The sequence below is a fragment of the Halomonas sp. E19 genome (assembly GCF_052439355.1).
Lineage (GTDB): Bacteria > Pseudomonadota > Gammaproteobacteria > Pseudomonadales > Halomonadaceae > Halomonas.
In genome coordinates this window covers 1,450,179-1,475,653 of sequence record NZ_JBNFWU010000001.1, presented here as the reverse complement: position 1 = coordinate 1,475,653, position 25,475 = coordinate 1,450,179, and the positions used below count along the sequence as shown (strand labels likewise).

Annotated in this window: 19 protein-coding genes and 9 pseudogenes; 16 read left to right on the top strand and 12 right to left on the bottom strand. The window is 64.6% G+C overall.

What is annotated here, in order from left to right; genetic code table 11:
- Positions 1–24: 24 nt before the first annotated feature.
- A pseudogene (locus tag ACUDAL_RS07910) lies at positions 25–797 on the top strand (3-hydroxybutyrate dehydrogenase).
- On the opposite strand, the gene ACUDAL_RS07905 reads toward ACUDAL_RS07910, so the two are convergent.
- Together ACUDAL_RS07905 and ACUDAL_RS07900 are read right to left on the bottom strand one after the other, a co-directional pair.
- Positions 798–1,337: a response regulator transcription factor gene (locus tag ACUDAL_RS07905; protein WP_444677747.1), complete on the bottom strand. Its 540-nt coding sequence runs from the start codon at positions 1,335–1,337 to the stop codon at positions 798–800.
- 60 nt (positions 1,338–1,397) lie between these two features.
- Complete coding sequence (locus ACUDAL_RS07900; protein WP_444677746.1) at positions 1,398–2,645, bottom strand: ATP-binding protein; 1,248 nt, start codon at positions 2,643–2,645, stop codon at positions 1,398–1,400.
- Positions 2,646–2,831: 186 nt separating this feature from the next.
- Here ACUDAL_RS07900 and ACUDAL_RS07895 point away from each other — a divergent pair, with 186 nt between their 5' ends.
- Both ACUDAL_RS07895 and ACUDAL_RS07890 read left to right on the top strand, forming a co-directional pair.
- Positions 2,832–4,421, top strand: coding sequence for a peptide chain release factor 3 (locus tag ACUDAL_RS07895; RefSeq protein WP_444679336.1), 1,590 nt, complete (start codon positions 2,832–2,834; stop codon positions 4,419–4,421).
- 20 nt (positions 4,422–4,441) lie between these two features.
- Positions 4,442–5,203, top strand: a complete 762-nt coding sequence (locus ACUDAL_RS07890; RefSeq protein ID WP_444677745.1) for a TatD family hydrolase — start codon at positions 4,442–4,444, stop codon at positions 5,201–5,203.
- On the opposite strand, the gene ACUDAL_RS07885 is transcribed toward ACUDAL_RS07890, so the two are convergent.
- The 3 genes from ACUDAL_RS07885 to ACUDAL_RS07875 are packed head-to-tail and all read right to left on the bottom strand — an operon-like array spanning position 5,200 to position 6,238.
- Positions 5,200–5,403, bottom strand: coding sequence for a hypothetical protein (locus ACUDAL_RS07885; protein ID WP_444677744.1), 204 nt, complete (start codon positions 5,401–5,403; stop codon positions 5,200–5,202). The two genes, ACUDAL_RS07890 and ACUDAL_RS07885, sit on opposite strands and share 4 nt — an antisense overlap.
- Complete coding sequence (ygfZ, locus tag ACUDAL_RS07880; protein WP_444677743.1) at positions 5,367–5,750, bottom strand: CAF17-like 4Fe-4S cluster assembly/insertion protein YgfZ; 384 nt, start codon at positions 5,748–5,750, stop codon at positions 5,367–5,369. Before ygfZ ends, ACUDAL_RS07885 begins: the two co-directional genes overlap by 37 nt.
- Positions 5,708–6,238, bottom strand: a complete 531-nt coding sequence (locus tag ACUDAL_RS07875) for a hypothetical protein (protein ID WP_444677742.1) — start codon at positions 6,236–6,238, stop codon at positions 5,708–5,710. The genes ygfZ and ACUDAL_RS07875 overlap by 43 nt, the downstream gene beginning before the upstream one ends.
- A gap of 136 nt (positions 6,239–6,374) precedes the next feature.
- On the opposite strand from ACUDAL_RS07875, the gene ACUDAL_RS07870 reads away from it, so the two are divergent.
- From ACUDAL_RS07870 to nei, 4 genes and pseudogenes are all read left to right on the top strand, one after another.
- Entirely contained in the window at positions 6,375–6,572 is a 198-nt protein-coding gene (locus tag ACUDAL_RS07870) for a hypothetical protein (RefSeq protein WP_444677741.1), read from the top strand.
- Between the two features lie 14 nt (positions 6,573–6,586).
- Positions 6,587–7,008 (top strand): annotated as a pseudogene (locus ACUDAL_RS07865) (OsmC family protein).
- A gap of 89 nt (positions 7,009–7,097) precedes the next feature.
- Positions 7,098–9,117, top strand: a pseudogene (gene uvrB / locus ACUDAL_RS07860) (excinuclease ABC subunit UvrB).
- Positions 9,118–9,292: 175 nt separating this feature from the next.
- Positions 9,293–10,129: an endonuclease VIII gene (gene nei / locus ACUDAL_RS07855; protein WP_444677740.1), complete on the top strand. Its 837-nt coding sequence runs from the start codon at positions 9,293–9,295 to the stop codon at positions 10,127–10,129.
- A gap of 72 nt (positions 10,130–10,201) precedes the next feature.
- On the opposite strand, the gene ACUDAL_RS07850 is transcribed toward nei, so the two are convergent.
- Positions 10,202–10,774, bottom strand: coding sequence for a thiamine pyrophosphate-dependent enzyme (locus tag ACUDAL_RS07850; protein ID WP_444677739.1), 573 nt, complete (start codon positions 10,772–10,774; stop codon positions 10,202–10,204).
- A 19-nt stretch (positions 10,775–10,793) separates the two neighbouring features.
- On the bottom strand, positions 10,794–11,990 hold the full coding sequence (locus ACUDAL_RS07845) for a thiamine pyrophosphate-binding protein (protein WP_444677738.1): 1,197 nt from the start codon (positions 11,988–11,990) through the stop codon (positions 10,794–10,796).
- A gap of 260 nt (positions 11,991–12,250) precedes the next feature.
- Between ACUDAL_RS07845 and ACUDAL_RS07840 the strand changes: the two genes are divergently transcribed.
- The 3 genes and pseudogenes from ACUDAL_RS07840 to ACUDAL_RS07830 all read left to right on the top strand — a co-directional run bounded on the left by ACUDAL_RS07840 (position 12,251) and on the right by ACUDAL_RS07830 (position 16,300).
- The gene (locus ACUDAL_RS07840; RefSeq protein ID WP_444677737.1) at positions 12,251–13,756 is read left to right on the top strand and encodes a fumarate hydratase; all 1,506 of its coding nucleotides are present in this window, start codon (positions 12,251–12,253) and stop codon (positions 13,754–13,756) included.
- 90 nt (positions 13,757–13,846) lie between these two features.
- Positions 13,847–15,265, top strand: a complete 1,419-nt coding sequence (gene cls, locus ACUDAL_RS07835; protein ID WP_444677736.1) for a cardiolipin synthase — start codon at positions 13,847–13,849, stop codon at positions 15,263–15,265.
- Positions 15,266–15,383: 118 nt separating this feature from the next.
- Positions 15,384–16,300 (top strand): annotated as a pseudogene (locus tag ACUDAL_RS07830) (LysR substrate-binding domain-containing protein).
- Between the two features lie 181 nt (positions 16,301–16,481).
- Here the strand turns inward: ACUDAL_RS07830 and ACUDAL_RS07825 are convergent.
- Positions 16,482–17,558 (bottom strand): bifunctional nicotinamide-nucleotide adenylyltransferase/Nudix hydroxylase, encoded by a 1,077-nt coding sequence (locus ACUDAL_RS07825; RefSeq protein ID WP_444677735.1) that lies wholly within the window; start codon positions 17,556–17,558, stop codon positions 16,482–16,484.
- A 152-nt stretch (positions 17,559–17,710) separates the two neighbouring features.
- Between ACUDAL_RS07825 and ACUDAL_RS07820 the strand changes: the two are divergent.
- A pseudogene (locus tag ACUDAL_RS07820) lies at positions 17,711–18,620 on the top strand (YihY/virulence factor BrkB family protein).
- Positions 18,617–18,889, top strand: a complete 273-nt coding sequence (gene yccX, locus ACUDAL_RS07815) for an acylphosphatase (protein WP_444677734.1) — start codon at positions 18,617–18,619, stop codon at positions 18,887–18,889. The pseudogene ACUDAL_RS07820 and the gene yccX overlap by 4 nt, the downstream one beginning before the upstream one ends.
- Before the next feature lie 4 nt (positions 18,890–18,893).
- Here the strand turns inward: yccX and ACUDAL_RS07810 are convergent.
- The 4 genes and pseudogenes from ACUDAL_RS07810 to ACUDAL_RS07795 all read right to left on the bottom strand — a co-directional run bounded on the left by ACUDAL_RS07810 (position 18,894) and on the right by ACUDAL_RS07795 (position 21,711).
- Positions 18,894–19,837, bottom strand: a pseudogene (locus ACUDAL_RS07810) (nucleoside hydrolase).
- An 18-nt stretch (positions 19,838–19,855) separates the two neighbouring features.
- A complete protein-coding gene (locus ACUDAL_RS07805; protein WP_444677733.1) occupies positions 19,856–20,413 on the bottom strand; it encodes a PfkB family carbohydrate kinase in 558 nt (185 codons plus the stop codon).
- Positions 20,379–20,762: a PfkB family carbohydrate kinase gene (locus ACUDAL_RS07800; RefSeq protein ID WP_444677732.1), complete on the bottom strand. Its 384-nt coding sequence runs from the start codon at positions 20,760–20,762 to the stop codon at positions 20,379–20,381. Before ACUDAL_RS07800 ends, ACUDAL_RS07805 begins: the two co-directional genes overlap by 35 nt.
- Positions 20,763–20,764: 2 nt before the next feature.
- A pseudogene (locus ACUDAL_RS07795) lies at positions 20,765–21,711 on the bottom strand (NAD(P)-dependent oxidoreductase).
- A 155-nt stretch (positions 21,712–21,866) separates the two neighbouring features.
- Between ACUDAL_RS07795 and ACUDAL_RS07790 the strand changes: the two are divergent.
- The 4 genes and pseudogenes from ACUDAL_RS07790 (at position 21,867) to ruvA (ending at position 25,438) form a co-directional block, all read left to right on the top strand.
- Positions 21,867–22,129, top strand: a pseudogene (locus ACUDAL_RS07790) (FmdB family zinc ribbon protein).
- A gap of 55 nt (positions 22,130–22,184) precedes the next feature.
- Positions 22,185–23,963, top strand: a complete 1,779-nt coding sequence (gene aspS / locus ACUDAL_RS07785) for an aspartate--tRNA ligase (RefSeq protein ID WP_444677731.1) — start codon at positions 22,185–22,187, stop codon at positions 23,961–23,963.
- A gap of 159 nt (positions 23,964–24,122) precedes the next feature.
- A pseudogene (gene ruvC, locus ACUDAL_RS07780) lies at positions 24,123–24,661 on the top strand (crossover junction endodeoxyribonuclease RuvC).
- A gap of 162 nt (positions 24,662–24,823) precedes the next feature.
- Positions 24,824–25,438 (top strand): Holliday junction branch migration protein RuvA, encoded by a 615-nt coding sequence (gene ruvA / locus ACUDAL_RS07775; RefSeq protein WP_444677730.1) that lies wholly within the window; start codon positions 24,824–24,826, stop codon positions 25,436–25,438.
- Positions 25,439–25,475: the final 37 nt, after the last annotated feature.

The window sequence follows — 25,475 nt, the reverse complement described above, 5'->3', positions numbered from 1 at the left end:
CAGCCTTGTAGAAGGAACGTGTCGATGACCAATCCAACTAATCCTGCGCCTCGCGTCGCTCTGGTCACCGGAACCGCCAGTGGCATTGGCGAGGCCGTGGTTCGCCAATTCCGCGAGATGGGGCACCAGGTGCTGGCGGTGGACTACAACGAACAGGCAAGGGAAAAGGCCGAGGCGGTGGGAGCGGCGTTCTTCCAGGCCGACCTGGCCGATGGTGAGGCTTGCAAGGCCGCCGTAGCGGAGGCGCTCAAGCGCTTCGGCCGGGTGGACATCCTGGTCAACAATGCCGGGATCCAGCATGTCGCTCCGTTGGAGGAGTTCCCCGAGGCCAAGTGGCGCCAGATCATCGACCTGATGCTGACGGCTCCTTTCTGCTCACGCAGGCGGTATGGCCGTCCATGCGTCAGAATGGCTGGGGCCGGGTCATCAATATCGCCTCGGTGCACGCGCAGGTAGCGTCACCGGGCAAGTCTGCCTACATCAGTGCCAAGCACGGCATGATCGGCCTGACCAAGACGGCAGCGCTGGAGGGTGGGGCGCAGGGCATCACCGTGAATGCCATTTGTCCGGCCTACGTCAAGACGCCGCTGGTGGAGAACCAGATCGCCGACCAGGCGCGGCTGCACGGCATGGACGAGCAGCAGGTGGTCGAGCAGGTCATGCTCAAGAACGCGGCGGTCAAGCGGCTCATCCAGCCGGAAGAGGTATCCGGCCTGGTTGCCTACCTGGCGTCGGATGCGGCCGGTGCGGTGACCGGCTCGAGCTGGAACATCGACCTGGGCTGGACGGCCCAGTAATCAGCGCCGCACCGGGCGTTTTTGCAGCTTGCGCTGCAGCGTGCGGCGATGCATGCCCAAGGCACGGGCAGTGGCAGAAATGTTGCCGTCGTGCTCCTGCAGTACCTTCTGGATATGCTCCCAGGCGATGCGGTTGATGGAGGGCAGGGCCTCGGCGACTTCAGCATCAGGGTCTCCGCCCTCCCGGCCCAGCGCCACCAGGATCTCCTCGGCGTCGGCCGGTTTGCACAGGTAGTTGACTGCACCCAGCTTGATGGCTTCCACGGCGGTGGCGATGCTGGAGTAGCCGGTCAGCACCACGACGCGACAGCCCGGCACGATGGCCAGCAGTTCCGGCAGCAGCTTCAGGCCGGAGCTGTGCTCGAGCTTGAGATCCAGCGTGGCCAGCCCCGGACGGTGGCGCTGCGCTAGCTCAAGGGCCTGATCGGCATCGTGGGCCACCAGCACGTCATAGCCGCGCCTTGCCATGGCGCGTGACAGCACGTGGCAGAACATTTCGTCGTCGTCGACTATTAACAGCCGGGTTTCAGCGTCTTGCATGGCATCCTCGTCGCATCGCTCATGACTTGCTTCTATAATTTTTCAAGCTTCAATGATGTGTTATGTGTCTCCGAGCGGCAGGATCACTTCGGTCAGTGTCCCTCCGTCCGGGTGGTTATATAGGCTTACCACACCTCCGAAGCGGTTGATGGTGGCGTGGGTCAAGAACAGTCCAATCCCTAGCCCCTTGCTCTTGGTCGAGACGAAAGTTTCGCCAAGGCGATCGGCAATCTCCAGCGCCACGCCGGGGCCGTGGTCACGAATGTCGATGACCACTTCCTCGGCGTTCCAGTCCAGCCGGATCTGGATGTTGTCCGGATTGGCGTCGGCGGCATTGTTGAGCAGGTTGGTGATGGCCTGGTCCAGGGTGGCGTCGACCTTGAGCCAAGGCGTGCCCTGCTGCGAGGCGATATCCACTACATGGCTGACGTCCGGACGCAGCACCAGCCAGCGCTGGATCACGCCCGTCAGCCAGTCGCGGGCATCGCACGCCTCGGGGTTGGACAGGCGCTGCCTTTCGGCGCTGCGCACCAGGTCGCGCAGCCTCGTCTTGCACACATCGACCTGCTGGCGCAGCAGGTCGATGTCCTTTACCAACTGGGCGTTGCCATGCGCATCCTCGCGCATGTCACTGAGCAGTACGGCCATGGTCGACAGCGGCGTGCCCAGCTCATGGGCGGTACCGGCGGCCTGGGTGGCTACGGCCACGATCTGCTCGTTGCGCAACGCCGCTTCGCGGGTCTGCGACAGGGCCTGCTCTCGGCTGCGCAGGGCGTTGGCCATCTTGACGATGAAATAAGCCACCAGGCCGGCGGAGAGGGCGAAGTTGAGCCACATGCCGACCACGTGCAGATTCACGTCGCCGCCGTGATGGTCAAGCTGGGGCACCGGCCGGTAGTCCAGCATCAGCAGGGTATAGGCGGCCATGGCGGCCGAGGCGATGAACCAGGCATGGCGCCAGGGCAGGGTGGCTGCAGCGATGGTGACCGGCACCAGGTAGTAGTTGATGAAGGGATTGGTGGAGCCGCCGGTGAAATAGAACAACACCGTCAGCGCCGCGATATCGGCCAGCAGATGAACGACATACTCGCTGTGACGTACGGCCCACTGTCGATCCAGGCGCCACCAGGTGAACAGGTTCAATAGCCCCATGCTGGCGATCACGCCGATCACCGGCAGCACTTCAAGCTGGAAATCCAGCCATTCGATCCCGATGATGACGGCGGCAAGAAACCCCATCCAGGTGATGCCACGAATGATCGTCAGACGGATCAGGTTGTGGCTGGGCGTGGAGAGGGGCAGCGGCAAAGGGGGCGGAAGGCATGACGACTCCAGGCAGGGCGTTGCCCATGATACCGTGACACGGGGTCGTGGCGTGCCGTTTGCCACCTTGGGCGAGACTTGCCCTACACCTCGGTCGGGCAAAGCCGTAGAATGCGGGCACTTGACACCCACGCACCGATGACCGGTGCCATGACGACGAATCTTACCCTGATGTCTGATGCCGACCTAGCCCGGGAAGTCGGGCTGCGTAGAACCTTCGCGATCATCTCGCACCCCGATGCGGGCAAAACCACCATCACCGAGAAGATGCTGCTGTTCGGAAATGCGATCCAGCTTGCCGGGTCGGTGAAGAGCAAGCGCAACGACCGCCACGCCACCTCCGACTGGATGAAGATGGAGCAGGAGCGCGGCATCTCGGTGACCACCTCGGTGATGCAGTTTCCCTATGGCGGGCGCATCGTCAACCTGCTCGACACGCCGGGCCACGAGGACTTCTCCGAGGACACCTACCGTACCCTGACGGCAGTCGACTCCGCGCTGATGGTGATCGACGGTGCCAAGGGCGTCGAGGATCGCACCATCAAGCTGATGGAGGTGTGTCGTCTGCGCACCACGCCCATTCTCACCTTCGTCAACAAGATGGACCGCGACATCCGCGACCCTATCGAGGTAATGGACGAAGTCGAAACGGTGCTCAACATCCAGTGTGCGCCGATGACCTGGCCGATCGGCATGGGGCGTCATTTCAAGGGCGTCTACCACCTCTACAACGATGTGATTCATCTCTATACCCAGGGGCAGGGCAACCGCATTCCCGATGACAAGCGCATCCAGGGGCTCGACAGCCCCGAAGTCGATGCAGTGCTCGGTGCGGAGGCGGCCGAGGAGCTGCGCATGGAGGTCGAGCTGGTGCGTGGTGCCTCGCATGAGTTCGATCTCGATGCCTACCGGCGCGGCGAGCTGACCCCGGTCTATTTCGGTACCGCCATGGGCAACTTCGGCGTGCGCGAGATGCTGGATGGCTTCGTTGAATACGCGCCGCCGCCGCAGCCCCGCGAGACCGATACCCGCTCCGTCGAGGCTGGCGACAGCCGCTTCACCGGCTTCGTGTTCAAGATACAGGCCAACATGGACCCCAAGCACCGCGATCGCATCGCCTTCCTGCGCGTCTGTTCGGGCAAGTACGAGAAAAACATGAAGATGCGTCATGTGCGCATCGGCAAGGACGTCAAGATCGCCGACGCTCTGACCTTCATGGCCGCCGACCGCGCCCACGTTGAGGAGGCCTGGCCAGGCGACATCATTGGTCTGCACAACCACGGTACCATCCAGATCGGCGATACTTTCACCATGGGTGAGGAGATGCGCTTCACCGGCATTCCCCACTTCGCCCCGGAGCTGTTCAAGCGCGTGCAGCTCAAGGATCCGCTGAAGCTCAAGGCGCTGCAGAAAGGCTTGCAGCAGCTCTCCGAGGAGGGGGCCACCCAGCTGTTCCAGCCGTTGGACAACAACGACCTGATCCTGGGCGCCGTGGGTACCCTGCAGTTTGACGTAGTCGCCCACCGGCTCAAGGAAGAGTACAAGGTCGACTGCGTCTACCAGCCGGTCAACGTGCAGACCGCCCGCTGGATCTACAGCGACGATGCCAAGAAGCTAGAGGAATTCAAGCGCAAGGCGAGCGCCAACCTGGCGCTGGATGGCGGTGGCTACCTGACCTACATTGCCCCCACGAGGGTCAATCTGCAGATGACTCAGGAACGCTGGCCCGAGATCCGCTTTGCCGCGACCCGGGAGCACTGATAGCTAGCCATGGAGGCGCCATGTTGATCGATGCCCACTGTCACCTGGACTTTCCCGACTTCGACGCCGACCGTGAGGCGATGTTCAAGAGGGCCAGGGCCGCCGGGGTGGGCCACTTCATGGTGCCCGGCACCACGCGCAAGCGCTGGCCAAACGTGCTGGCACTGGGCGAGCGGCCCGACGTCAGCATCAGCCTGGGCCTGCATCCCTGTTTCATCGGCGAACATGGCGAGGAGGACGTGGAGGCGCTCGCCCAGGCGCTCGACGCCCACCCCGAGGTGAAGGGGGTAGGCGAGTGCGGTATCGATGCCCGTTTCGAGGAGACGCTGGAGGCCCAGTGGGAGCTGTTCAATGCCCAGCTGCGGCTGGCCAAGACGCGCCAGCTGCCGGTGGTCATCCACTGCGTGCATGCCAACGACAAGGTGTCCAAGCGGCTGCGTGAGCTCGACCTGCCGGCCGGCGGCCTGATACATGCTTTTGCCGGCTCGCCGGACCAGGCCTGGAAGTTTCTCGACCTGGGGTTCGTGGTGGGACTGGGCGGGGCGGTGACCTATGAGCGGGCGCAGCGCCTGTGGCGCGCCGTGAAGAGCCTGCCAGAGGATGGCTTCGTGCTGGAAACCGACAGCCCCGACATGCCACTGTGCGGCTACCAGGGCCGACGCAACGAGCCGGTCCGCATCGACCAGGTATGCGATATGGTGGCCAAGCTGCGGAATGTCTCGACCGAGGCGATTGCCGCGCAGAGTACGGCAACCGCCAAGCGAATCTTCGGGCTCGCCTAGCCGGCCCGCTGGGCCAGGCTCTCAGGGTCGACGCGTTCGATGGAGTAGGGAAGCTTCAATAGCTTGGCTGGCTGCCCTTCGACCCTGAGCGGTTCGGCATGGTCGCGGGTGCTCAGCACCGCCAGGATCTCGGCCTGGCCGTAGGCGTCAAGCTCGGCGGCCACTACCTCGCCGGCGCTCTTGCCCTCTGCATCGAGCACGCTGGCGCCCAGGGGCGGCACTTGCTCCCCTCCAGTTGGGCGCGCGACAGGCGCTTCTTCACCTGGCCGCGGAAATGCGCTCTGGCTACCACCTCTTGCCCGGTATAGCAGCCCTTCTTGAAGCTCACCCCGCCCAGCGCCTCCCAGTTGATCATCTGCGGCAGCAGGGCATCCTGATGCGCCGGCGTCAGCCAGGCGAGTCCCGCCTGGATGTCCTGCAGGCACCACACCGCATTGCCCACCAGCGGAGCCTGTGCGGCCAGTTGGGCGACCAGCGCTGCTGCCTGCGCCTCGGGCAGGCAGATCAGCAGCCGCGGCTGGGGCCCCGGGTGGGCAAGCAGCTGCAAGGTTTCATCGCCCGCCTGGTGCCAGAGTCCGGGGGAACCAGGTCGCAGCGCACCTCCGCCAGCGCCTGGGCCTCTCGGCCGATCAGCCCCACCAGCGCGAGGTCGTCACGCACCTGCAGTTCGCACTTGTAGAACGGGGCAAACTTCGCCAGATGCTGGCGCAGCGGCTGTGCCAGGCCGCGGTGAAGGATCAGCCGGTAGCGTTCGGGGGTGATGCGCAGCAGCTGGGCATTGGCCAGCATGCGCCCCTTGGCGGTGCAGAAGCTGGTCAGCGGTGCAAAGTGGCCGTCAGCCAGTTCGACCTGTGCGCTGGTTTGCCCCTGCAGCAGCTTGGCGGCGCCCGCGCCGGCCACGTCAAGCATGGCGAGGTGGACCAGCGGGCTGGTCACGGTGCCTTCCAGGGCGGCTCTAGCCGGGTCGGGGGTGTCGAACTCCACGCGTTCGTCGCTCACTCGCCGTCCGCCCAGGGCGGTCATCCAGTCACTCATTGCCTGTGGCTCCAGGTCGTGTTCAGGGGTGGGTATTCAAGGTATGCGGCCGGTGCTGCGACATTGCAAGCGGCTGCCGCTCCCTAGTAGCCATGTTAGACTGTTCTTTCGTTATGCTTAGGAACGGGAGTCGTCCATGGCACAGGTGTCGCTGAGCTTCACAGGGGTGGAAAACGCCGAACAGATCAATCGTATCACCGAAGCCCTGATGATGGTGGATGGCGTCGAGAGTGCTGAGGTAGGTCGCCATGGAGCCGACGTCGAAGGCCGGGCCAGCCGCGAGACGCTGCGGCGTGCCATCGAATCCCTGGGCCTTCCCATCGTCGTCAAATAGCGGAATTACGCAGAATGAAACAGACCATCCAGATTGTCAGTGAGCGCAACCGGATTTTTCGCCAGCAGGTGCAGATCGAAGGGTTCGAGGATCTCTACGTCGATGTGCCCAAGGCCTACGGCGGCGAGGGCAGTGCTCGGACCCCCACGACTTTTTCGATCTCTCGCTCGGGGCTTGCAAGGCGATCACTGCGCAGATGTACGCCCAGCGCAAGAAATGGCCCCTCGAAGGCATCAGCGTTACCGTCAATCGTGACGACAGCGAGGAACAGAAGGGCATCTATCGACTCGAAGTGGTGATGACCTTCCACGGCATCGAGGATGCCGAGCAGCGTGCCCGGCTCGAGGAGATCAGCCACAAGTGTCCGATTCACCGCCTGATGACCAGTGCCACCGTGGAGGTCACCACGCGTAGTGCCGATGTGGTCGAGGCCTGAGCGGGGCGCATTGCACCGCCGGCCCCGAGCCGCCTGGAGATGATCCTTGCCGGGCGCCATGAGGCGCCCGGCGCGTTGCCGGAGCCAAGATGAGCAAACCGTTTCGCCTGAATGCCAAGTTCAAGCCCGCCGGTGACCAGCCTGCCGCCATCGAAGGCCTGGTGACGGGGCTGGAGGCGGGCCTGGCCCATCAGACCCTGCTCGGCGTGACCGGCTCGGGCAAGACCTTCACCATGGCCAACGTGGTGGAGCGGCTGCAGCGCCCCACCATCGTCATGGCGCCCAACAAGACCCTGGCCGCCCAGCTCTATGGCGAGTTCAAGTCGTTCTTCCCCGACAACGCCATCGAGTATTTCGTCTCCTATTACGACTACTACCAGCCGGAGGCGTACGTCCCCTCGTCGGACACCTTCATCGAGAAGGACGCCTCGATCAACGAGCACATCGAGCAGATGCGGCTCTCGGCGACCAAGGCACTGCTCGAGCGGCGCGATGCGCTGATCGTGGTCTCGGTATCGGCGATCTACGGCCTGGGCGATCCTGACCAGTACCTGAAGATGCGCCTGCACTTCACTCGCGGCGAGCTGATCGACCAGCGCAGCTTCCTGCGCCGCCTGGCGGAGTTGCAATACACCCGCAATGACATGGACTTCAAGCGCGCTACCTACCGGGTGCGCGGTGACGTGATCGACATCTATCCGGCCGACTCCGACGAGGAGGCGGTACGGGTGGAGCTGTTCGGCGACGAGATCGACTCGATCCGCCTGTTCGATCCGCTCACTGGCGAAACCCGCGGCGAGGTGCCGCGCATGACAATCTATCCTAAGAGCCACTACGTAACGCCGCGTGAGACGATCCTCTCCGCCGCCGAGGCGATCAAAGTCGAGCTGGTCGAGCGTCTCGAATGGCTGCGCAAGAACGACCGCCTGGTGGAGGCCCAGCGACTCGAGCAACGCACGCTCTATGATCTGGAGATGATGAACGAGCTGGGCTATTGCAACGGCATCGAGAACTACTCGCGCTATCTTTCGGGGCGTGCACCCGGCGAGCCGCCGCCCACCTTCTTCGATTACCTGCCGTCCGATGCGCTGGTGTTCATCGACGAGTCACACGTTAGCGTTCCCCAGGTCGGGGGATGTACAAAGGCGACCGCTCGCGCAAGGAGACGCTGGTCGAATACGGTTTCCGCCTGCCCTCGGCGCTGGACAACCGTCCGATGACCTTCGAGGAGTGGGAGGCCATCTGCCCGCAGACGATCTTCGTCTCGGCCACACCTGGCCCCTACGAGGCCAAGCACGCCGGCCAGGTGGTGGAGCAGGTGGTGCGCCCCACCGGCCTGGTTGACCCCGAAATCGAAGTGCGACCGGCCACTACCCAGGTCGATGACCTGCTGTCGGAGATCCGCCTACGCGCCGAAGTGGGCGAGCGTGTGCTGGTCACCACCCTGACCAAGCGTATGGCCGAAGACCTCACCGAATACCTTGACGAGCATGACGTGCGGGTGCGCTACCTGCACTCCGATATCGACACGGTGGAGCGGGTGGAGATCATACGCGACCTGCGCCTGGGCAAGTTCGACGTGCTGGTGGGCATCAACCTGCTGCGCGAAGGACTCGACATCCCAGAGGTGTCGCTGGTGGCGATCCTGGATGCGGACAAGGAGGGCTTCCTGCGCAACGAGCGCTCGTTGATCCAGACCATCGGCAGGGCGGCGCGCAACGCCCACGGCAAGGCGATCCTCTACGCCGACCGGGTGACCGACTCCATGCGTCGCGCCATCGACGAGACCGAGCGGCGTCGCGCCAAGCAGATCGCCCACAACGAGAAGCACGGCATCACGCCCACCACCGTGACCCGCTCGGTGGCCGACATCATGGAGGCGGCGCAGGCGCCGGGGCGCAAGGGCAAGGGCGGCGCAGCGAGCGCAAGGTGGCCGAGGGTGCGGCGATCTACGACCTCAACGAGCTCTCGCCGACCGATCTGGCCAAGGAGGTGGCGCGTGTCGAGGACGCCATGTTCGAGGCGGCCCAGAACCTGGAGTTCGAGGAGGCGGCCAGGCTGCGCGACCGGCTGCATGAGCTGAAGGAGCGGCAGCTGGCGCTTGGGTAGGCATCGTTGATTGACTGCTGCTCACCACGGAGCGAGGGGCGCCGTGGGCAGGCCGAAGAGGAGGTCTTTTGCCAGGGATGGCAAAGGTAGCGTACAGGGAAGTATTTACAGCGCCTCCTCGCAGGCCTGCCCGCGGATCAGCCCCGAGCGGGGCAAGATACTAAGGAAACACTCGATGCCCGAAGGCCCTGAGATTCGCCGTGCCGCCGACCGCCTGCACGAGCAGCTTGCCGGCAGGCGGCTGGAGTCCGTGTGGTTCGCCTTCCCCGAACTGGCCGCTGAGGCCGACTCGCTGGTGGGGCGAGAGGTCACGGCGGTGGACAGCTGGGGCAAGGCGTTGCTGACCCGCTTCGACGACGGTCGCGTGCTCTACAGCCACAACCAGCTCTACGGCGTATGGAAGCTCCACGACGCCGAACGCGAGCCCGATACCGAGCGCTCGCTGCGCGTACGGCTGACGGCGGAAGGGCGCTCGGCCAGCCTCTACAGCGCCTCGGACGTTTCGCTGTGGCCGGCCGAGCGGCTCGCCGAGCATCCGTTTCTCTCCCGTCTCGGCCCCGACCTGCTGACCCACGGGGTCACGCCGGAGCTGGCCGTGGCGCGTTTGAGCGAGCCGCGCTTCGTGCGCCGTCGGCTGGGCGGGCTGCTGCTCGATCAGGCACCTTTCGCCGGCATCGGCAACTACCTGCGCTCCGAAATTCTTTTCTTCGCCGGGCTGCCGCCCACGGCCCGGGTCGTTGATCTGAGCGACGAGCGGCTGGAAGGGTTGGCGCGAACCATTCTTGCCGTCACCCGGCAGGCCTACGACCAGGCCGGTACCACCAATCGAAACGATTGGGTGATCAAGGCGCGACGACAGGGCGAGAGCCCTCGGCTGTGCCGCTTTGCCGTGTTCGAGCGCGACGGCAGGCCTTGTCACGCCTGCGGCACGCCGATCGAGCGACGGATGGTCGCCTCGCGTCGGCTCTATCTTTGCCCGACGTGCCAGGGAGTTTGGCCAATTGTACGTTAATATACCGTTATCCTTTCATGCTGTGCTCACCCTGCCCAAACTACAAATCTTGAGCAGGGCAGCAAGCTGCCGCTAGTTCTTGCGCTTGAACAACGAGCGGCCCATCTGCTTGGCGGAAAGCTTGGCACTGTGTAGGCCGCTCGAATCGCCTTTCAACATAGATGCCAGGTAGCTCTTGGCCTGCGCGAACTCGACGTGCGGCGGCAGGGGCGCGATATCCCCGTCGGTATAGGCATTGATCACCACCGGGCGGTCGGAGGTGAGTGCCTCGTTCCACACCCGGTCGACGTCGTCGGGCTCGCGCATGACCAGGCCCTTGAGGCCGAGCAGCTCGGCATACTGGTCGTAGCGAAACTCAGGCAGCTCCTGCGAGGTGTCGAACTTGGGGTCGCCCTCCATCACGCGCTGCTCCCAAGTCACCTGGCTAAGATCGTGGTTGTTGAGCACCAGCACGATGCAGCGTGGGTCTTCCCACTCCTGCCAGTATTTGGCCAGGGTGATCAAGGCATTGTTGCCGAGCATCTGCATGGCGCCGTCACCCACTAGCGCGATGGCGGGCCGGTTGGGGTGGCAGAACTTGGCGGCGATCAGGTAGGGCACGCCGTTGCCCATGGAGGCCAGGCCGCCGGAAACCGACCCTAGCATGCCGCGGCGAATCTTCAGGTTACGCGCGTACCAGCTTGGTGGCGCTGCCTACGTCGCAGGCGAGCATCACATTCTCGGGTAGCCGTGACGAGAGGCTCTGGAACACCAACTGAGGGTTGATCGGTGAGGCCTCGGTGGCGGCGCGGGCCTCGGTCTTCTCCCACCAGTCGTCGATCCAGCCCTGCACCTTCTTGCGCCATTTGTCGTTGGCCTTTGGTTCCAGGCGCTCGGCCAGGGCTGCCAGTGTGGCCCCAGCGTCGCCGTGCAGGTTGATCTCGGTGGGGTAGCGTATGCCCAGCGCTTCCGGTACCACGTCGATTTGAACGGCACGTGCCTGGCCGGGCTCCGGCAGGAATTCCACATAGGGGAAGCGGGTGCCGACCATCAGCAGGGTATCGCACTCCTTCATCATCTTGTCGCTGGCCTCGGTACCAAGCAGGCCAATGGCGCCGGTCACGCCGGGCAGGTCGTCCGGCACCATGGTTTTGGCCAGGATCGCCTTGGCGATACCGGCGCCGGTCAGGTCGGCTACGTGGATCAGTTCGTCAAGCGCATGCTTGACCCCGGCACCAGCTAGGATGGCGACCTTCTTGCCTGAATTCAGGATTTCGGCTGCGGTGTCCAGGTCGGCGGTTGCCGGCACCTGACTGGGGAAGCGGTAGCCGACTCCGGAGAACACCGCGCCATGCTCCATGGGAGGATCCTCCATGGGCAAATCCTGCACATCATTGGGCAGGATCACGCAGGTCACGGTGCGACGGGCAGTGGCGATGCGCATGGCCTGGTCGATGACGTGGCGGGCCTGGGCTGGCTCGGTGACCATCTGCACGTACTCGCTGGCGACGTCCTTGAACAGCGCCATCAGGTCCAGCTCCTGCTGGTAGTCGGTCCCGAGGCTCTTGCGGGCCTGCTGGCCGACGATGGCCACGGTGGGCATGTGATCCTTGCGCGCATCATAGAGGCCGTTGAGCAGGTGCACCGCACCTGGGCCGGAAGTGGCGACACAGACGCCTACCGTGTCGCTGAACTTAGCATGGGCGCAGGCCAAGAAGGCGGCCACTTCCTCGTGGCGGGGCTGGATGAGGCGGGGATTGCCGTCGGCGCGGCGCAGGGCGGACATCACACCGTTGATGCCGTCGCCTGAGTAGCCGTACAGCCGCTCCACACCCCATTCGCGCAAGCGGGAGATGATAAAATCAGACACGGTGGGTTGCATGATCGCTCCTTTGATCGAGGCGGTGTCGAGTCCATGAACGGGCTAACTGCAAGCGTAGAGGCGGAGAACCGTGGCGACAAACCCACATAGAGTCATTATACCGTTACCTTTTATTTAAAACACGAAGAGCTACGACCTTGGCGGCACAACCCTGTCGACAACGATGCGATACGGTATAATTCGCCACCGTTCGAGCCCGCCGCTTCGCGCTTGCGAATCCAGAAGCGGGCATGCCGACACTGCCGAGGAGTTCCTTGCACATGACCGTGATCCGCCAGGACGATCTGATCCAGAGCGTCGCCGACGCCCTGCAGTACATCTCCTACTACCATCCCAAGGATTTCATCGACGCCATGGCGGCGGCGTACGAGCGGGAGGAGAACCCGGCGGCCAAGGACGCCATCGCCCAGATTCTGATCAACTCGCGCATGTGCGCCATGGGCCACCGTCCGATCTGTCAGGACACCGGCATCGTCACCGTGTTCGTGCATGTGGGCATGAACGTGCGCTGGGACGCCGAGATGAGCCTCGACGACATGATCAACGAGGGCGTACGTCGTGCCTACCAGTTGCCCGACAACGTGCTGCGCGCCTCGGTGCTGGCCGATCCGGACGGCGCCCGCAAGAACACCGGCGACAACACGCCGGCGATCATCCATCACAAGATCGTGCCCGGCGACAAAGTCGAGGTCCACGTGGCGGCCAAGGGTGGCGGCAGCGAGGCGAAGTCCAAGTTCGCCATGCTCAACCCGTCGGACAGCGTGGTCGACTGGGTGCTCGAGCAGCTGCCCAAGATGGGCGCCGGCTGGTGTCCGCCCGGCATGCTCGGCATCGGCATCGGCGGTACCGCCGAGAAGGCCATGGAGATCGCCAAGGAGGCGCTGCTCGATCCCATCGACATCCAGGAGCTGCAGGCGCGCGGCGCGTCCAACCGTGCCGAGGAGCTGCGTCTGGAGCTGTTCGACAAGGTCAACAAGAGCGGTATCGGCGCCCAGGGCCTGGGCGGCCTGACCACGGTGCTCGACATCAAGGTCAAGGACTACCCGACCCACGCCGCCAACAAGCCGGTGGCGATCATCCCCAACTGCGCGGCCACCCGTCATGCGCACTTCACCCTGGACGGCTCCGGCCCGGCGGCACTGCCGGTGCCCAAGCTGGAAGACTGGCCGGAGATCACCCGCGAGGCGGGTGACAACGTCAAGCGCGTTAACCTAGATACGGTCACCCCGGAAGAAGTGCAGACCTGGCAGCCGGGCGATACCCTGCTGCTCAACGGCAAGCTGCTCACCGGACGCGATGCCGCCCACAAGCGCATGGTCGACATGCTTGCCAAGGGCGAAGAACTGCCAGTCGACATGAAAGGTCGCTTCATCTACTACGTCGGGCCGGTGGATCCGGTGGGCGACGAGGTGGTAGGTCCGGCGGGCCCGACTACCGCCACGCGTATGGACAAGTTCACCCGCACCATGCTGGAAGAGACCGGCCTGCTGGGCATGGTGGGCAAGGCCGAGCGCGGCCCGGCCGCCATCGAGGCGATCCGCGACAACAAGGCGGTCTACCTGATGGCCGTGGGCGGCTCCGCCTACCTGGTGGCACAGGCGATCAAGAAGTCCCGCGTGGTGGGCTTCGCCGACCTGGGCATGGAAGCGATCTACGAGTTCGAGGTCGAGGACATGCCGGTCACCGTGGCGGTCGACAGCCAGGGCGCCTCGGTACACCAGACAGGCCCCGCCAAGTGGAAGGAAATCATCGCCGAGCGGGCCTGATCTCGCCTCGACGGCTCCGCGGCCCCGCCAACTGGCGGGGCCGCTGCCGTCTGGGGTATGCTGCAGTGTGCTGTTTTTCAGGGAGATGTCATGGCATCCTGGCTTTTCGGCCTCGCGATTTTCCTGATCCATCTACTGGGAATCCTGTCGGCGATCCTGGCGCTGCTCTCCAGCCGTACCTCACAGGGCGCCGTTGCCTGGATCATCTCTCTCGTGACCTTTCCCTACCTGGCCGTGCCGGCCTACTGGATCTTCGGTCGGCCGCGCTTCTACGGCTATGTCTCCGCCCGCGGCGAGCGGGATACCGTGCTACGGCGCATCCTGGCGCGCTATCGCGAACGTCTGGAGCCGTTCCTTGCGGATCCGCGCAATCCTGATATTCGCGCCGTGGAGCAGCTTGCCATGATGCCGTTGACCAGCGGCAACCAGGCCGAGCTGCTGATCGATGGGCAGGAGACCTTCGACAGTCTCTTTGCCGGTATCGATGCAGCCGAGGATTACGTCCTTGTACAATTTTTCATCGTTCGCCACGACGCCCTGGGGCACCGGCTAAAGGAGCGTCTGCTGCGTGCCGCTGACCGAGGCGTACGGGTCTACTTCCTGTTCGATGAGGTTGGCAGCCGCAAGCTCTCCGAGGGTTACCTGCGTGAGCTATCGGAAGGCGGGGTAGAGGTGAGCCCGTTTCGTTCATCGCGGGGATTCAAGCATCGTTTCCAGCTCAACTTCCGCAATCATCGCAAGATCCAGGTGGTGGATGGCCGCCAGGGTTGGCTTGGTGGCTTCAATGTCGGCATCGAGTACCTGGGGCAGCATCCGCGCCACGGGCCTTGGCGGGATACGCATCTCAAGCTTACCGGGCCCAGCGTGCTGGGCCTGCAGGAAGCCTTCTGGGAGGACTGGCACTGGGCCACCGGCGAGGTGATCAACTTGGCCTGGGAGCCACGCACCGACTGTGAAGAGTGTCAGAACGTGGTGATCGTGCCCTCTGGCCCTGCCGATCGGCAGGAGACGGCCAGCCTGCTGGTGCAGCATGCCATCCACAGCGCCCATGAGCGGCTTTGGGTCACGAGCCCCTATTTTGTTCCGGACCAGGGTGTGCAGGATGCCTTGCGCCTGGCGGCCATGCGGGGCGTAGACGTGCGCATCATGATGCCGGAGCGTCCCGATCACCTGCTGATCTACCTTTCGGCCTTCTCGTTCCTGCCCGACATGGTGCGAGCCGGGGTCAAGGTCTATCGCTACCAGCCCGGCTTCTTACATCAGAAGGTGATACTGATCGACGATTCGGCGGCGGCGGTGGGTACGGTGAATCTCGACAACCGCTCGTTTCGCCTGAATTTCGAGATCACTGCCTTCATCCCCGACCGACGCTTTGCCGCGCAGGTACGACTGATGCTGGAGCGTGATTTTGCCGACTGCCGCCGGATCGGTTTCGACGAGATGCAGAACCGCCCGCTGTGGCAGAAACTGGTGTCGCGAGCGGCCTATCTGACCGCCCCCATCCAGTGATCATGCGCTCTTGGGTTCGCCAGGGGCTGGGTTACATTAGTGGCCTGTTGGATAAAGAACCCTGTCGACACAAGTACGTATCGGCATTCTCAATCTTTTCTCTGCGGCGGGAGTCACGGTGAATCTCGAGACAAAATGGCTGGAAGATTTCGTGGCGCTGGCCAACACCCGCAGCTTTTCCGCCTCTGCACGGCAGCGCCATGTGACCCAGCCGGCGTTCAGTCGCCGTATCCGTGCCCTCGAGCAGGCCGTCGGTGTCACTCTGGTGGACCGCTCGACCACACCCATCAACCTGACCCCAGAAGGGCAGCTGTTCCTGGTGACGGCACGCAATCTGGTGGAGCAGCTTAACGAGTGCCTGGGGCATTTGCGTGGCGTCTCCATGGCTCGTGAGGCGCTGGACATCGTGGCGGCGCATTCGCTGGCACTCAGCTTCTATCCCGAGTGGATATCGCGCCTGCAGGAAGGCCTGGGCGAGCTGCCCACTCGGCTCGTGGCCATGAACGTCGGCGAGGCGATCCACGTGCTGCGTGAGGGTAACTGCGACCTGATGCTGGCCTACCACGACCCCTACGCCACGATGCAGCTCGATGGTGAGGTCTTTCCCTCGTTCTCCATCGGGCAGGTCAAGATGCTGCCGGTCAGCGTCCCTGATGCCAAGGGCAAGCCCCGCTTCAGCCTGGAAAGCAAGGACACCATTCCCTATCTGGCCTACACCCAGGGCGCCTTCCTCGGGCGCAGCGTGCGCATGCTGCTGAAGAACGAACCGCTGCGCCTGCGCCTGCGCACGGTCTACGAGACCGCCATGGCCGAGGGGCTTAAAGGCATGGTGCTGCAGGGGTCGGGCTCGCGTGGATTCCCGACTTCTGTGTCCGCGATGAGCTCAGGAGCGGCAAGCTGGTACGCGCCGGTGACGAGAAGTGGGATGTGCCGCTGGAGATCCGCCTCTACCGCTGCTCATTGGTGCATAAGCCAGGCGTTGAGAAGCTGTGGCGGCAGATGATGAAGCTGCCCCGGGATTTCCTCCAGGCCTGAAAAACACGCCACGGCTGGCTGCACCGCCCAATCGCTGCGCTAAGGCTGTTCAAATTCGTTCCCGATGAATTTGTTCGCGGTGCTTGGAGGCGGCACATATACCCCCTATGCTCCATCTCCTGCGCTCCGGGCGCCTTGCGCTTGGGGCGCTCGCCGATCCCTGGAGCACTTTTTTGTGCCGCTAGATCCCGCCGAAATCGGCCGGCAGGCCGAGAAAATTCTGAATGATGAAAAAGTGGTCCTCGAACAGGCTGTCCGGTTCGAGTTCGGCCAGCGGTACCCAGCGCGCGTGATCGCCGCCCTTGACCGGCTTAAGCTGCGGCAGCTGCTGGTCGGGGCGCAGGGCGAAGTAGAAGGCTTCGGCCAAGGTCCGTCCACGCCAACTGCGGTGCGGCTCATCGAACAGCCGCTGCCCGCGCAACGAGCCCTTTAGCACCGCCTCCGGTACCTTCAGCCGCACGCGTTCGCGCAGCTCCCGCAGGCACGCATCGAGCAACCGCTCATGGGGGCTGATGAAACCGCCGGGAAGTGCCAGCAGTCCCTTGCCGGGAGCGGCCGTACGGCGCACCAGCAGCACATGGCCTGATTGCACCACCACGGCGTTGACGGTGACGAAGATAGGAGGATAGGGCGCATTGACCCAGGCCTGGCGGTACTGTTCAAGCAGTTGCTGCTCTTCCATCAGCTGGCGGTGGGCGTCGCTGTCGGCAAACTCGCGCAGGGCCTCGACCACGCCGGGAGGCAGGTCGTGGACGGCACCGGTGCTCAGGTAGTCGGCGGTGGAAGAGGATGAGCGAAACAGGCGCTCGCGGATCTGACTGGCCGAGATGCCTTCTACCAGCGGTACGCTGACCGACTCCCACTGCGGAAACAGCGAGAGATAATAGCTCGACTGGCCGCGGCTGGCACCGATCAGCCCGATGCGCGGCAGCCTGGCATGATGATGGCCGGCAATGTCGCGAACCTTGCGCTGCACGTCGCGCACCCAGACATCGTCGTTATAGAGGGCATCGAGCAGCGGCACGATATCGAGCCTGCCGTTCTCCTCGTCGTCGAAGCAGCTCCTGAGAAGCGCCTGGCGTTCAAGAAAATGCCAGGGGTTGCGCAGCGAGCGGGCCTGCCAGGCGGAACCGACCAGAACGATGACTTGCCGGGCGTGGCGCAGAGCCTCGTTGATGACCGCCAGGTGCCCTAGGTGCGGTGGTTGAAAGCGCCCGATGAAAACAAGACAGTCGAACTGATAGTCGGAAACACGCATCGGAACTCCTTCATGGGCGGCTCGGGCCTTATTATGGTGGTCTCGTCCGTGACGCTGCAACGTGAGCCGGCCAGGCCGACAGGTCGGCATCGATCGGATATGCTGTAACGCATGACGGCAAACAAGGAGATGTCGTGGAACGGATTTCGTTCATGCTGTGGTGGCGTGCGATCAAGGAGGCGGTCAACCTGTGGCTGGAGCGCAACGCCTTCAGCTATGCCGGTTCGCTGGCCTTCTACACGCTTTTTCCCTGGCCCCGACCGTGATCATCGCCGTGGCCGTGATTGGCGTGGTCTTCGGCGAGGATGCCGCCCAAGGGCAGATCGTGGCCCAGTTGCAGGGCACCGTAGGCGAAGAGGCAGCGCGCATGGTGGAGCAGGCCGTGGCGGCCTCGCGCATCGAGGAGTCGGGACTGCTGCCGACGCTGCTCGGGGTAGGGGTCTGCTGGTCGGCGCCACCACCGTCTTTGCCCAAATGCAGTTCTCGTTGAACACCATGTGGGGTGTGACGGCCAAGCCTAGTCGCAACAGCATGCTGGTATTCCTCAAGCAGCGCATCCTGTCACTTACCGTGGTGCTCGCCATCGGCTTCATCCTGCTGGTTTCACTGGTGGTCGGCATCATGCTGCGCGCCATGCTGCAGGTGGCGAGCACGGCGGTGCCGCTGGCCGGTCCGCTCACGGCAGGGGCTGAATTCGTCGTCTCACTGGCGGTCATCACCGCCTTGTTTGCCACCATCTTCAAGGTTCTGCCTGACGTGGTGCTAGGCTGGCGTGACGTGCTGCTGGGTGCGGTAGTCACGGCGCTGCTGTTTGCGGTGGGGCGCAGTGCCATCGCTTCGTATCTGGCCTATACGGCCACCGCATCCACCTATGGCGCGGCAGGTTCGGTGGTGATGATCCTGCTGTGGGTCTATTACAGTTCGCTGATCCTGCTGTTCGGAGCGGCGTTTACGCGCAGTCACATGCTGGCGAGAGGACGTCGGGTGATACCGCGCAACAGTGCGGTTCTCGTTCGGCAAGAACTGGTGATCGAAGAACCGACCGGGAGTGAATCGAGATGAGCCGATGCTGTGTAAAGGCCCGGGTGGCCGGCAAGGTGCAGGGGGTTTGGTATCGCCGCGCCGTGCAGGAGCAGGCGCTCCAGCACGGCCTGACCGGCTACGCCAAGAATCTCCCCGACGGGCAGGTCGAGGTGCTGCTGTGCGGCAATGGCGAGGCGGTCAACCAGGTCGCCAGCTGGTTGTGGCAAGGTCCGCCGAACGCCAGGGTGACGCATGTCGAGCTCGAGGCGATCGAGCACCGCGAACCGGACAGTTTCGTCTGCTTGTAACGCCTTAACCCAACGTATCGGCGATCCATTCCACAACTGCCTCGCCGTCCACTTCGAGACAGACTTCCGCCAGGGAGTCTGCGACCAGCGGGGCTGAATGAAGCCACGGCCCTCCGGGGCGAAGATGGTCTGACCTTCGGCAGCCCCTTCGGTAACGACCGCCAAATGCCCCGGGGCGGAGGTGAACAGCTCCGGGCGCAGCAGCCACGCCAGCGCGCAGCTGTCGTGGGGGCAACAGCCGTCGATACCGAGGAATTCGCGGTAGAAGTCGCGGTAGAACGCATAGCTGCCGGCCAGCACTCTGCCCAGCTCACCCTGACCCGCCTCGATGCGCTGCATGTGGGCCGGCGTCAGCACGCAGCGATGGGTCACGTCGAGCCCCACTAGGGTCAGCGGCCAGCCGGCGGTGAGCACCCGCTGGGCGGCGTGGGGGTCGTTGAACATGTTGGCCTCGGCCACCGGCGTGACGTTCCCGCCCTCGCGAATCGAGCCCCCCATGACCACCACGCCCTTGACCTTCTCGGTGAGCTGGGGATCGAGCTGCAGGGCGGCGGCCAGGTTGCCCACTGGCCCCACGGATACCAGCATCACCTCGCCTGGCCGGCCATTGACGGTGTCGACGATGAACTGGGCGGCGCTGCGCGAATCCTTCTTTCCCTTCATTTCAGGCAATTCGATGTCACCCAGGCCGTTGGCACCGTGGATGTGTGCCGGCGCCGGGTGGCGTGGCTTGACCATGGGGCCCGCGGCACCCTGGGCCACGGGAACATCGCCGCGACCGGCCAGCTCGCACAGCAGCAGCGCATTATGCGTGGCGGTCTCGACGTCGACATTGCCGTAGGTAGTGGTCAGCCCCAGCAGCTCGATGTCGGGGTGGCGTAGGGCGATGGCGATGGCCTGGGCGTCGTCGACGCCAGGGTCGGTATCGAAGATGATCGGATGTGACACGTGGCCTCCTTGTGGGTGTCAGGCGCTCTGTGAACCGGTGAGATATCGCTCGACCTCGTCGCGCGAAGGAATGCTGTCGGCGGCACCGGGTTGCTGCACGCCGAGAGCGGCAGCATGGGCGGCCAGCATTAGGCACTCAGGGATGCGGCGCTGTTCCTGTAGCGCCGCCAGGAAATAACCGATGAAGGTATCGCCGGCGCCGGTGGTGTCGATCGCCTCGACCGGCAGGGCAGGCTGGAAATGGCGCTCATCGCCTGCCTGGTACCAGGCCCCTTCATGGCCCAGCGTCAGCACCGTGGCTGTTTCCGGCAGGCGTTGGTGCAGTCCGTAAAGCAGTGCCTGGGCGTCGCTCGACTCCGGCAGCCCGGTCAACCAGGCGGCTTCGCCTCGGTTGACGAACAGCAGGCGGCAGGTTTCCAGCGGCAGCGTCAGCACCCTATCGGTCATGGGGGCGGGATTGAAGGCGATGGCGAGGCCGTGGCGGTGCGCGCCATCGAGCAGCTCGGGCAGGGCGTTGCACTCGTTCTGCACCAGCAGCCAGTCACCGGGGCGAGCTGCCTCGACATAGTGCCACATGGTGGCGGCGGGTAAAGCCGTGGTTGGCCCCGGGGTACAGCAGGATGGCGTTCTCGCCTTGGTCGTCGACCTGAATGATGGCGTGCCCGCTGGGCTCGTCGACCAGCTCGACGTGGTTGACGTCAACCCCGGCGCGGGCCAGGCGATCGCGGGCCCAGGCGTCGTGCCGCCCCAGCCGCCCCCAGTGACAGACCTGGCCGCCGGCCAGGGCCATGGCCAGCGACTGGTTGGCCCCTTTGCCGCCGAGACCGACCCGGTAGCCATGGCTGGCCAGCGTCTCGCCGGGGTGCACCAGGTGAGGTACCCGATAGATGTGGTCGAGGTTGATCGAGCCCAGGTTGTGCAGCATGGTCAGGCTCCGTTCTGTTCGGCCTTCCATTGGCGCAGGTTCTCGCCTGTCAACATCACGATCCGCTGACGGGCTTCCGGGGTGATCCAGGCGTTGTGCGGGGTGACGATCAAATTGAGCGGTTCGCTCAGGGCATCGAGCAGCGGGTGGCCGTCACGAGGCGGTTCCACCGGCAGCACGTCCACACCGAGGCCTCCCAGGCGCCCGGCACGCAGCGCCGCCAGCGCCGCCTCTTCGTCAATGATGCCGCCCCGGGCGCAGTTGACCAGCAGGGCACCTGGCTTGAGCGAGGCGAGCAGGGCGGCATCGACCAGGTGGCGTGTGGCCTCGGTGAGGGGCAGTGCAGAGAGATGACGTCAGCTTCAGGTGCCAGTGCGGCGAGCCCCGGACGGCTGTCGTTGGCTTCGTTACCGGGCCGAGCGGCGAAGGTCACCTGCATGCCGAAGGCCTCGGCCAGGGCGGCGACGCGCCGGCCAAGCTCGCCCTGGCCGACGATGACCAGGCGCTTGCCCTCCAGCTGCAGAGTGCCGTGCTCCATCAGGCAGAAGAAAGGGCTTTCATTCCAGCGCCCGGCCGCCACGTCACGCTGATAGAGCGGCAGCCGATTGGCCAGCGCCAGGACCAGCATCAGGCTGTGCTGGGCCACGCTGGCCGTGCCGTAGGCCGTGACGTTACGCACCGCGATGCCGAGCCGATTGGCGGTGGCCATATCGATGTTGTTGGTGCCGGTGGCAAGCACGCAGATCAGCTTGAGCTCGGGCAGTGCTTCCAGCGTGGCCGCATCGAGTACTACCTTGTTGACGATGGCGACTTCGGCCCCGGCCAAGCGTTCGCGGCTTTGCTCGGTGGTGCTGGTCGCGTGCACGTCTAGCGTATCGACCTGTTCACGCAGTGCGACGAGATCGATGTCAGGGCCCAGGCTGGCGGCGTCGAGTAACACGGCTTTCATGCTGGATTCCTTGTGTTGGTTGACCTGGGCAAGGCCGGGACAGGCCCTGTCAGGCGAGTTATACTAGCCGGCTTTCACGGCAGGCTTGGAAAGCGCGCCGCTTGACCCTATATCGCCGTTGGTTGCGCGCTGTCGAATCAGGAGTGAATTGAACCATGCCCATCTATGAATACCAGTGCAAGGCCTGCGGCCATCGTCTGGAGAAGCTCCAGAAGCTCAGTGCCGCTCCCTGACCGATTGCCCCGCCTGTGAAGCCCCTGCGCTCGGCCGACTGGTGTCCGCCGCGGGCTTCCGTCTGGCCGGCGGCGGCTGGTACGAGACCGACTTCAAGTCCGGCAGCAAGAAGAACCTGGCCGGCGACTCATCGGGCGGTGGCGGCGACAGCAAGGCACCAGCGAAGGAAGGTGCGGCGGCCTGACCGTGCTCGCTCCCGACAACCCCATCGACAACGCTTAACGTAAACAGGATACGACATGCGCAGCCATTATTGCGGCCAGCTCAACGAGACCCTGGTGGACCAGACGGTCACCCTGTGCGGCTGGGTTCATCGCCGCCGTGACCACGGGGGTGTGATCTTCCTCGACATGCGCGACCGCGACGGCATCGCTCAGGTGGTGGTCGACCCCGATACCGCCGAGGCTTTCGCCACTGCCGACCGTGCTCGCAGCGAGTACGTGCTGCGTATCTCAGGCCGCGTGCGGCTGCGCCCCGAAGGCACCCAGAACCCCAAGATGCCCACCGGCATGATCGAGGTGCTGGCCAAGGACGTCGAAGTGCTGAACAGCGCGGCCACGCCGCCGTTCCAGCTCGACGAGCATGGCAAGGTCGGCGAAGAGGTGCGCCTCAAGCACCGTTACATTGACCTTCGCCGCCCCGAGATGATCGAGAAACTGCGTTTACGCTCGCGCATTTCCCACCATGTGCGGGCCTTCCTCGAGGGGCAGGGCTTCCTCGATATCGAGACGCCGATCCTGACCCGCGCCACCCCCGAGGGCGCGCGCGACTACCTGGTGCCCAGCCGCACCCATCCGGGCAGCTTCTTCGCCCTGCCGCAGTCGCCGCAGCTGTTCAAGCAGCTGTTGATGGTGGCCGGCTTCGATCGCTACTACCAGATCGCCAAGTGCTTCCGCGACGAGGACCTGCGCGCCGACCGCCAGCCGGAATTCACCCAGATCGACATCGAGGCCTCCTTTATCGAGGAGGACGACATCATGGGCATCGCCGAGACTATGATCCGTGAACTGTTCCAGGACGTGCTCGACGTCGAACTGCCTGCCTTCCCGCGCATGACCTGGGCCGAGGCCATGGACCGCTATGGCTCCGACAAGCCGGACCTGCGTATCCCGCTGATGCTGGTCGACGTCGACGACCTGATGAAGCAGGTCGACTTCCAAGTCTTCTCCGGCCCGGCCAGCGCCGAAGACGGACGCGTGGCAGCGCTCAAGGTGCCGGGTGGTGCCAGCATGTCGCGCAAGGTGATCGACGACTACACCAAGTTCGTCGGCATCTACGGTGCCAAGGGGCTGGCGTGGATCAAGGTCAACGAGCGTGCCAAGGGCATCGAGGGGCTGCAGTCACCGATCGTCAAGTTCATGGAGAACGTGATCGAGGAGCTGCTCGACCGCGTCGGCGCCGAAGATGGCGACATCGTCTTCTTCGGTGCGGACAAGGCGCGCGTGGTCAACGAGGCGCTGGGAGCGCTGCGGGTCAAGCTGGGCGAGGACCTCAACCTCTATACCCGCGCCTGGGCGCCGCTGTGGGTGGTCGACTTCCCGATGTTCGAAGCCGACGACGCCGGCCGGCTCAGCCCTCTGCACCACCCGTTTACCTCGCCCTCGTGCAGCCCCGAGGCGCTCAAGTCCAACCCGGCCGCGGCACTCTCGCGGGCCTATGACATGGTGCTGAACGGCACCGAGCTAGGCGGCGGTTCGATCCGTATCCACGACCAGCAGATGCAGAGCACCGTGTTCGAGATTCTCGGCATCGGCGAAGAGGAGGCCCGCGAAAAGTTCGGCTTCCTGCTCGACGCCCTGCACTATGGCGCGCCGCCTCATGGTGGTCTGGCCTTCGGCCTCGACCGCCTGGTCATGCTGATGGCCGGTGCTCGCACCATTCGCGAAGTGATCGCCTTCCCCAAGACCCAGAGCGCCGCCTGTCCGATGACCGACGCACCGGGTGAGGTAAGCGGCGACCAGCTGCGCGAACTCAACATTCGTCTGCGCCAGAAGGCCAAGGCGGGCGAGAGCGAGTAATGCATCGGCGCTGAACCCGCTGCCGTCTTACTGTTCCTTCACCGGCGCCTGCAAGGCGCCGGTGGTGTGTGCAGGAGCCTTCATGTTCCAAACGCTGCAGCACCTGGCAATGCCGCCACCAGCCCGCTCGAGCAGAGCCCGCACCGCTGACTGCCTGCCATGCTGATTCTGGGCATCGACCCCGGGTCCCGCATCACCGGCTATGGCGTGCTGGACGTGACCATGCCGACGCCGCGCTACGTCGCCAGTGGCTGCATTCGACTGCATGACGTCGAGCTTCCGCAGCGTTTGGCACGCATCTACGCCGGGCTGTCAGAGCTGATTACCGTGCATCGCCCGGGCGAGCTGGCCATCGAGCAGGTATTCATGTCGAAGAATCCCGATTCTGCGCTCAAGTTGGGACAGGCGCGCGGCGCGGCCATCGTCTGCGCCGCCAACCATGGCCTGCCGGTAGAGGAGTACGGGCCGCGCCAGATCAAGCAGGCGGTAACCGGCAGCGGAGCGGCGACCAAGGCCCAGGTGCAGCACATGGTCGTGTCGATCCTGGGGCTCAGCGGCGTTCCCCAAGCCGATGCGGCCGATGCCCTGGCCATTGCGCTGACCCATGCCTACGCCCGCCTGGGGCTGGTCCAGCAGGGCAGTTTCGGCGGCCATCGCAGCCGCCGGCGCGGGGCTCCTGGCGCGATTTTCAGCCTTGAAGCGTGCGTCTGGCGAGCGGCGAAAATATTTTCGAACACCGTTTACGGTGGGCTGGTAAGGCGCTTGGGCGACCAGTATAGTGGCGCCAAAGAGGCCCTGGGCCCGGGTGGCGCCATGATAGCCGGGCTGCCTCTCAACGACGAATACATAGTGGGAGCCCCATGATCGGACGCCTGCGTGGCACTCTGCTCGACAAGCAACCGCCCTGGCTGGTGGTCGATGTGGCCGGTGTCGGCTATGAGCTCGAAGCCTCGATGACGACCCTGGTGGCACTACCCGCCGTCGGTGAGCCGGTGTCGCTGTTCACCCATCTGACGGTCCGCGAGGATGCGCACCTGCTCTACGGCTTCGCCCGCGATCAGGAGCGTGCGCTATTCCGGGCACTGATTCGCGTCAACGGTGTCGGGCCCAAACTGGCGCTGGCCATTCTTTCCGGCATGGAGGAAGACGCCTTCATTCGCTGTGTCATGGAGGACGACATCAAGGCCCTGACGCGGCTGCCGGGGGTCGGCAAGAAGACCGCAGAGCGGTTGATCGTCGAGATGCGCGACCGCTTTCCCCACTGGGAGCATCCGGGCGGCTCGGGCCTGTTCGCCGATAAGGCCGGCACCGGGCTGCCGGCATCGCCAAGCCATCCGCTGGCCGACGCCGAGGCCGCCCTGGTCAGCCTTGGGTACAAGCCAGCCGAGGCGGCCCGCATGCTATCGGGGCTGGACGAGGGGCTCTCCACCGAGGCCATGATCAAGGCGGCGCTGACGCGGCGCCTGGCCGGTTGATACGGCATGCTCGGGCACGCGAAGGAACCGGGCAGTG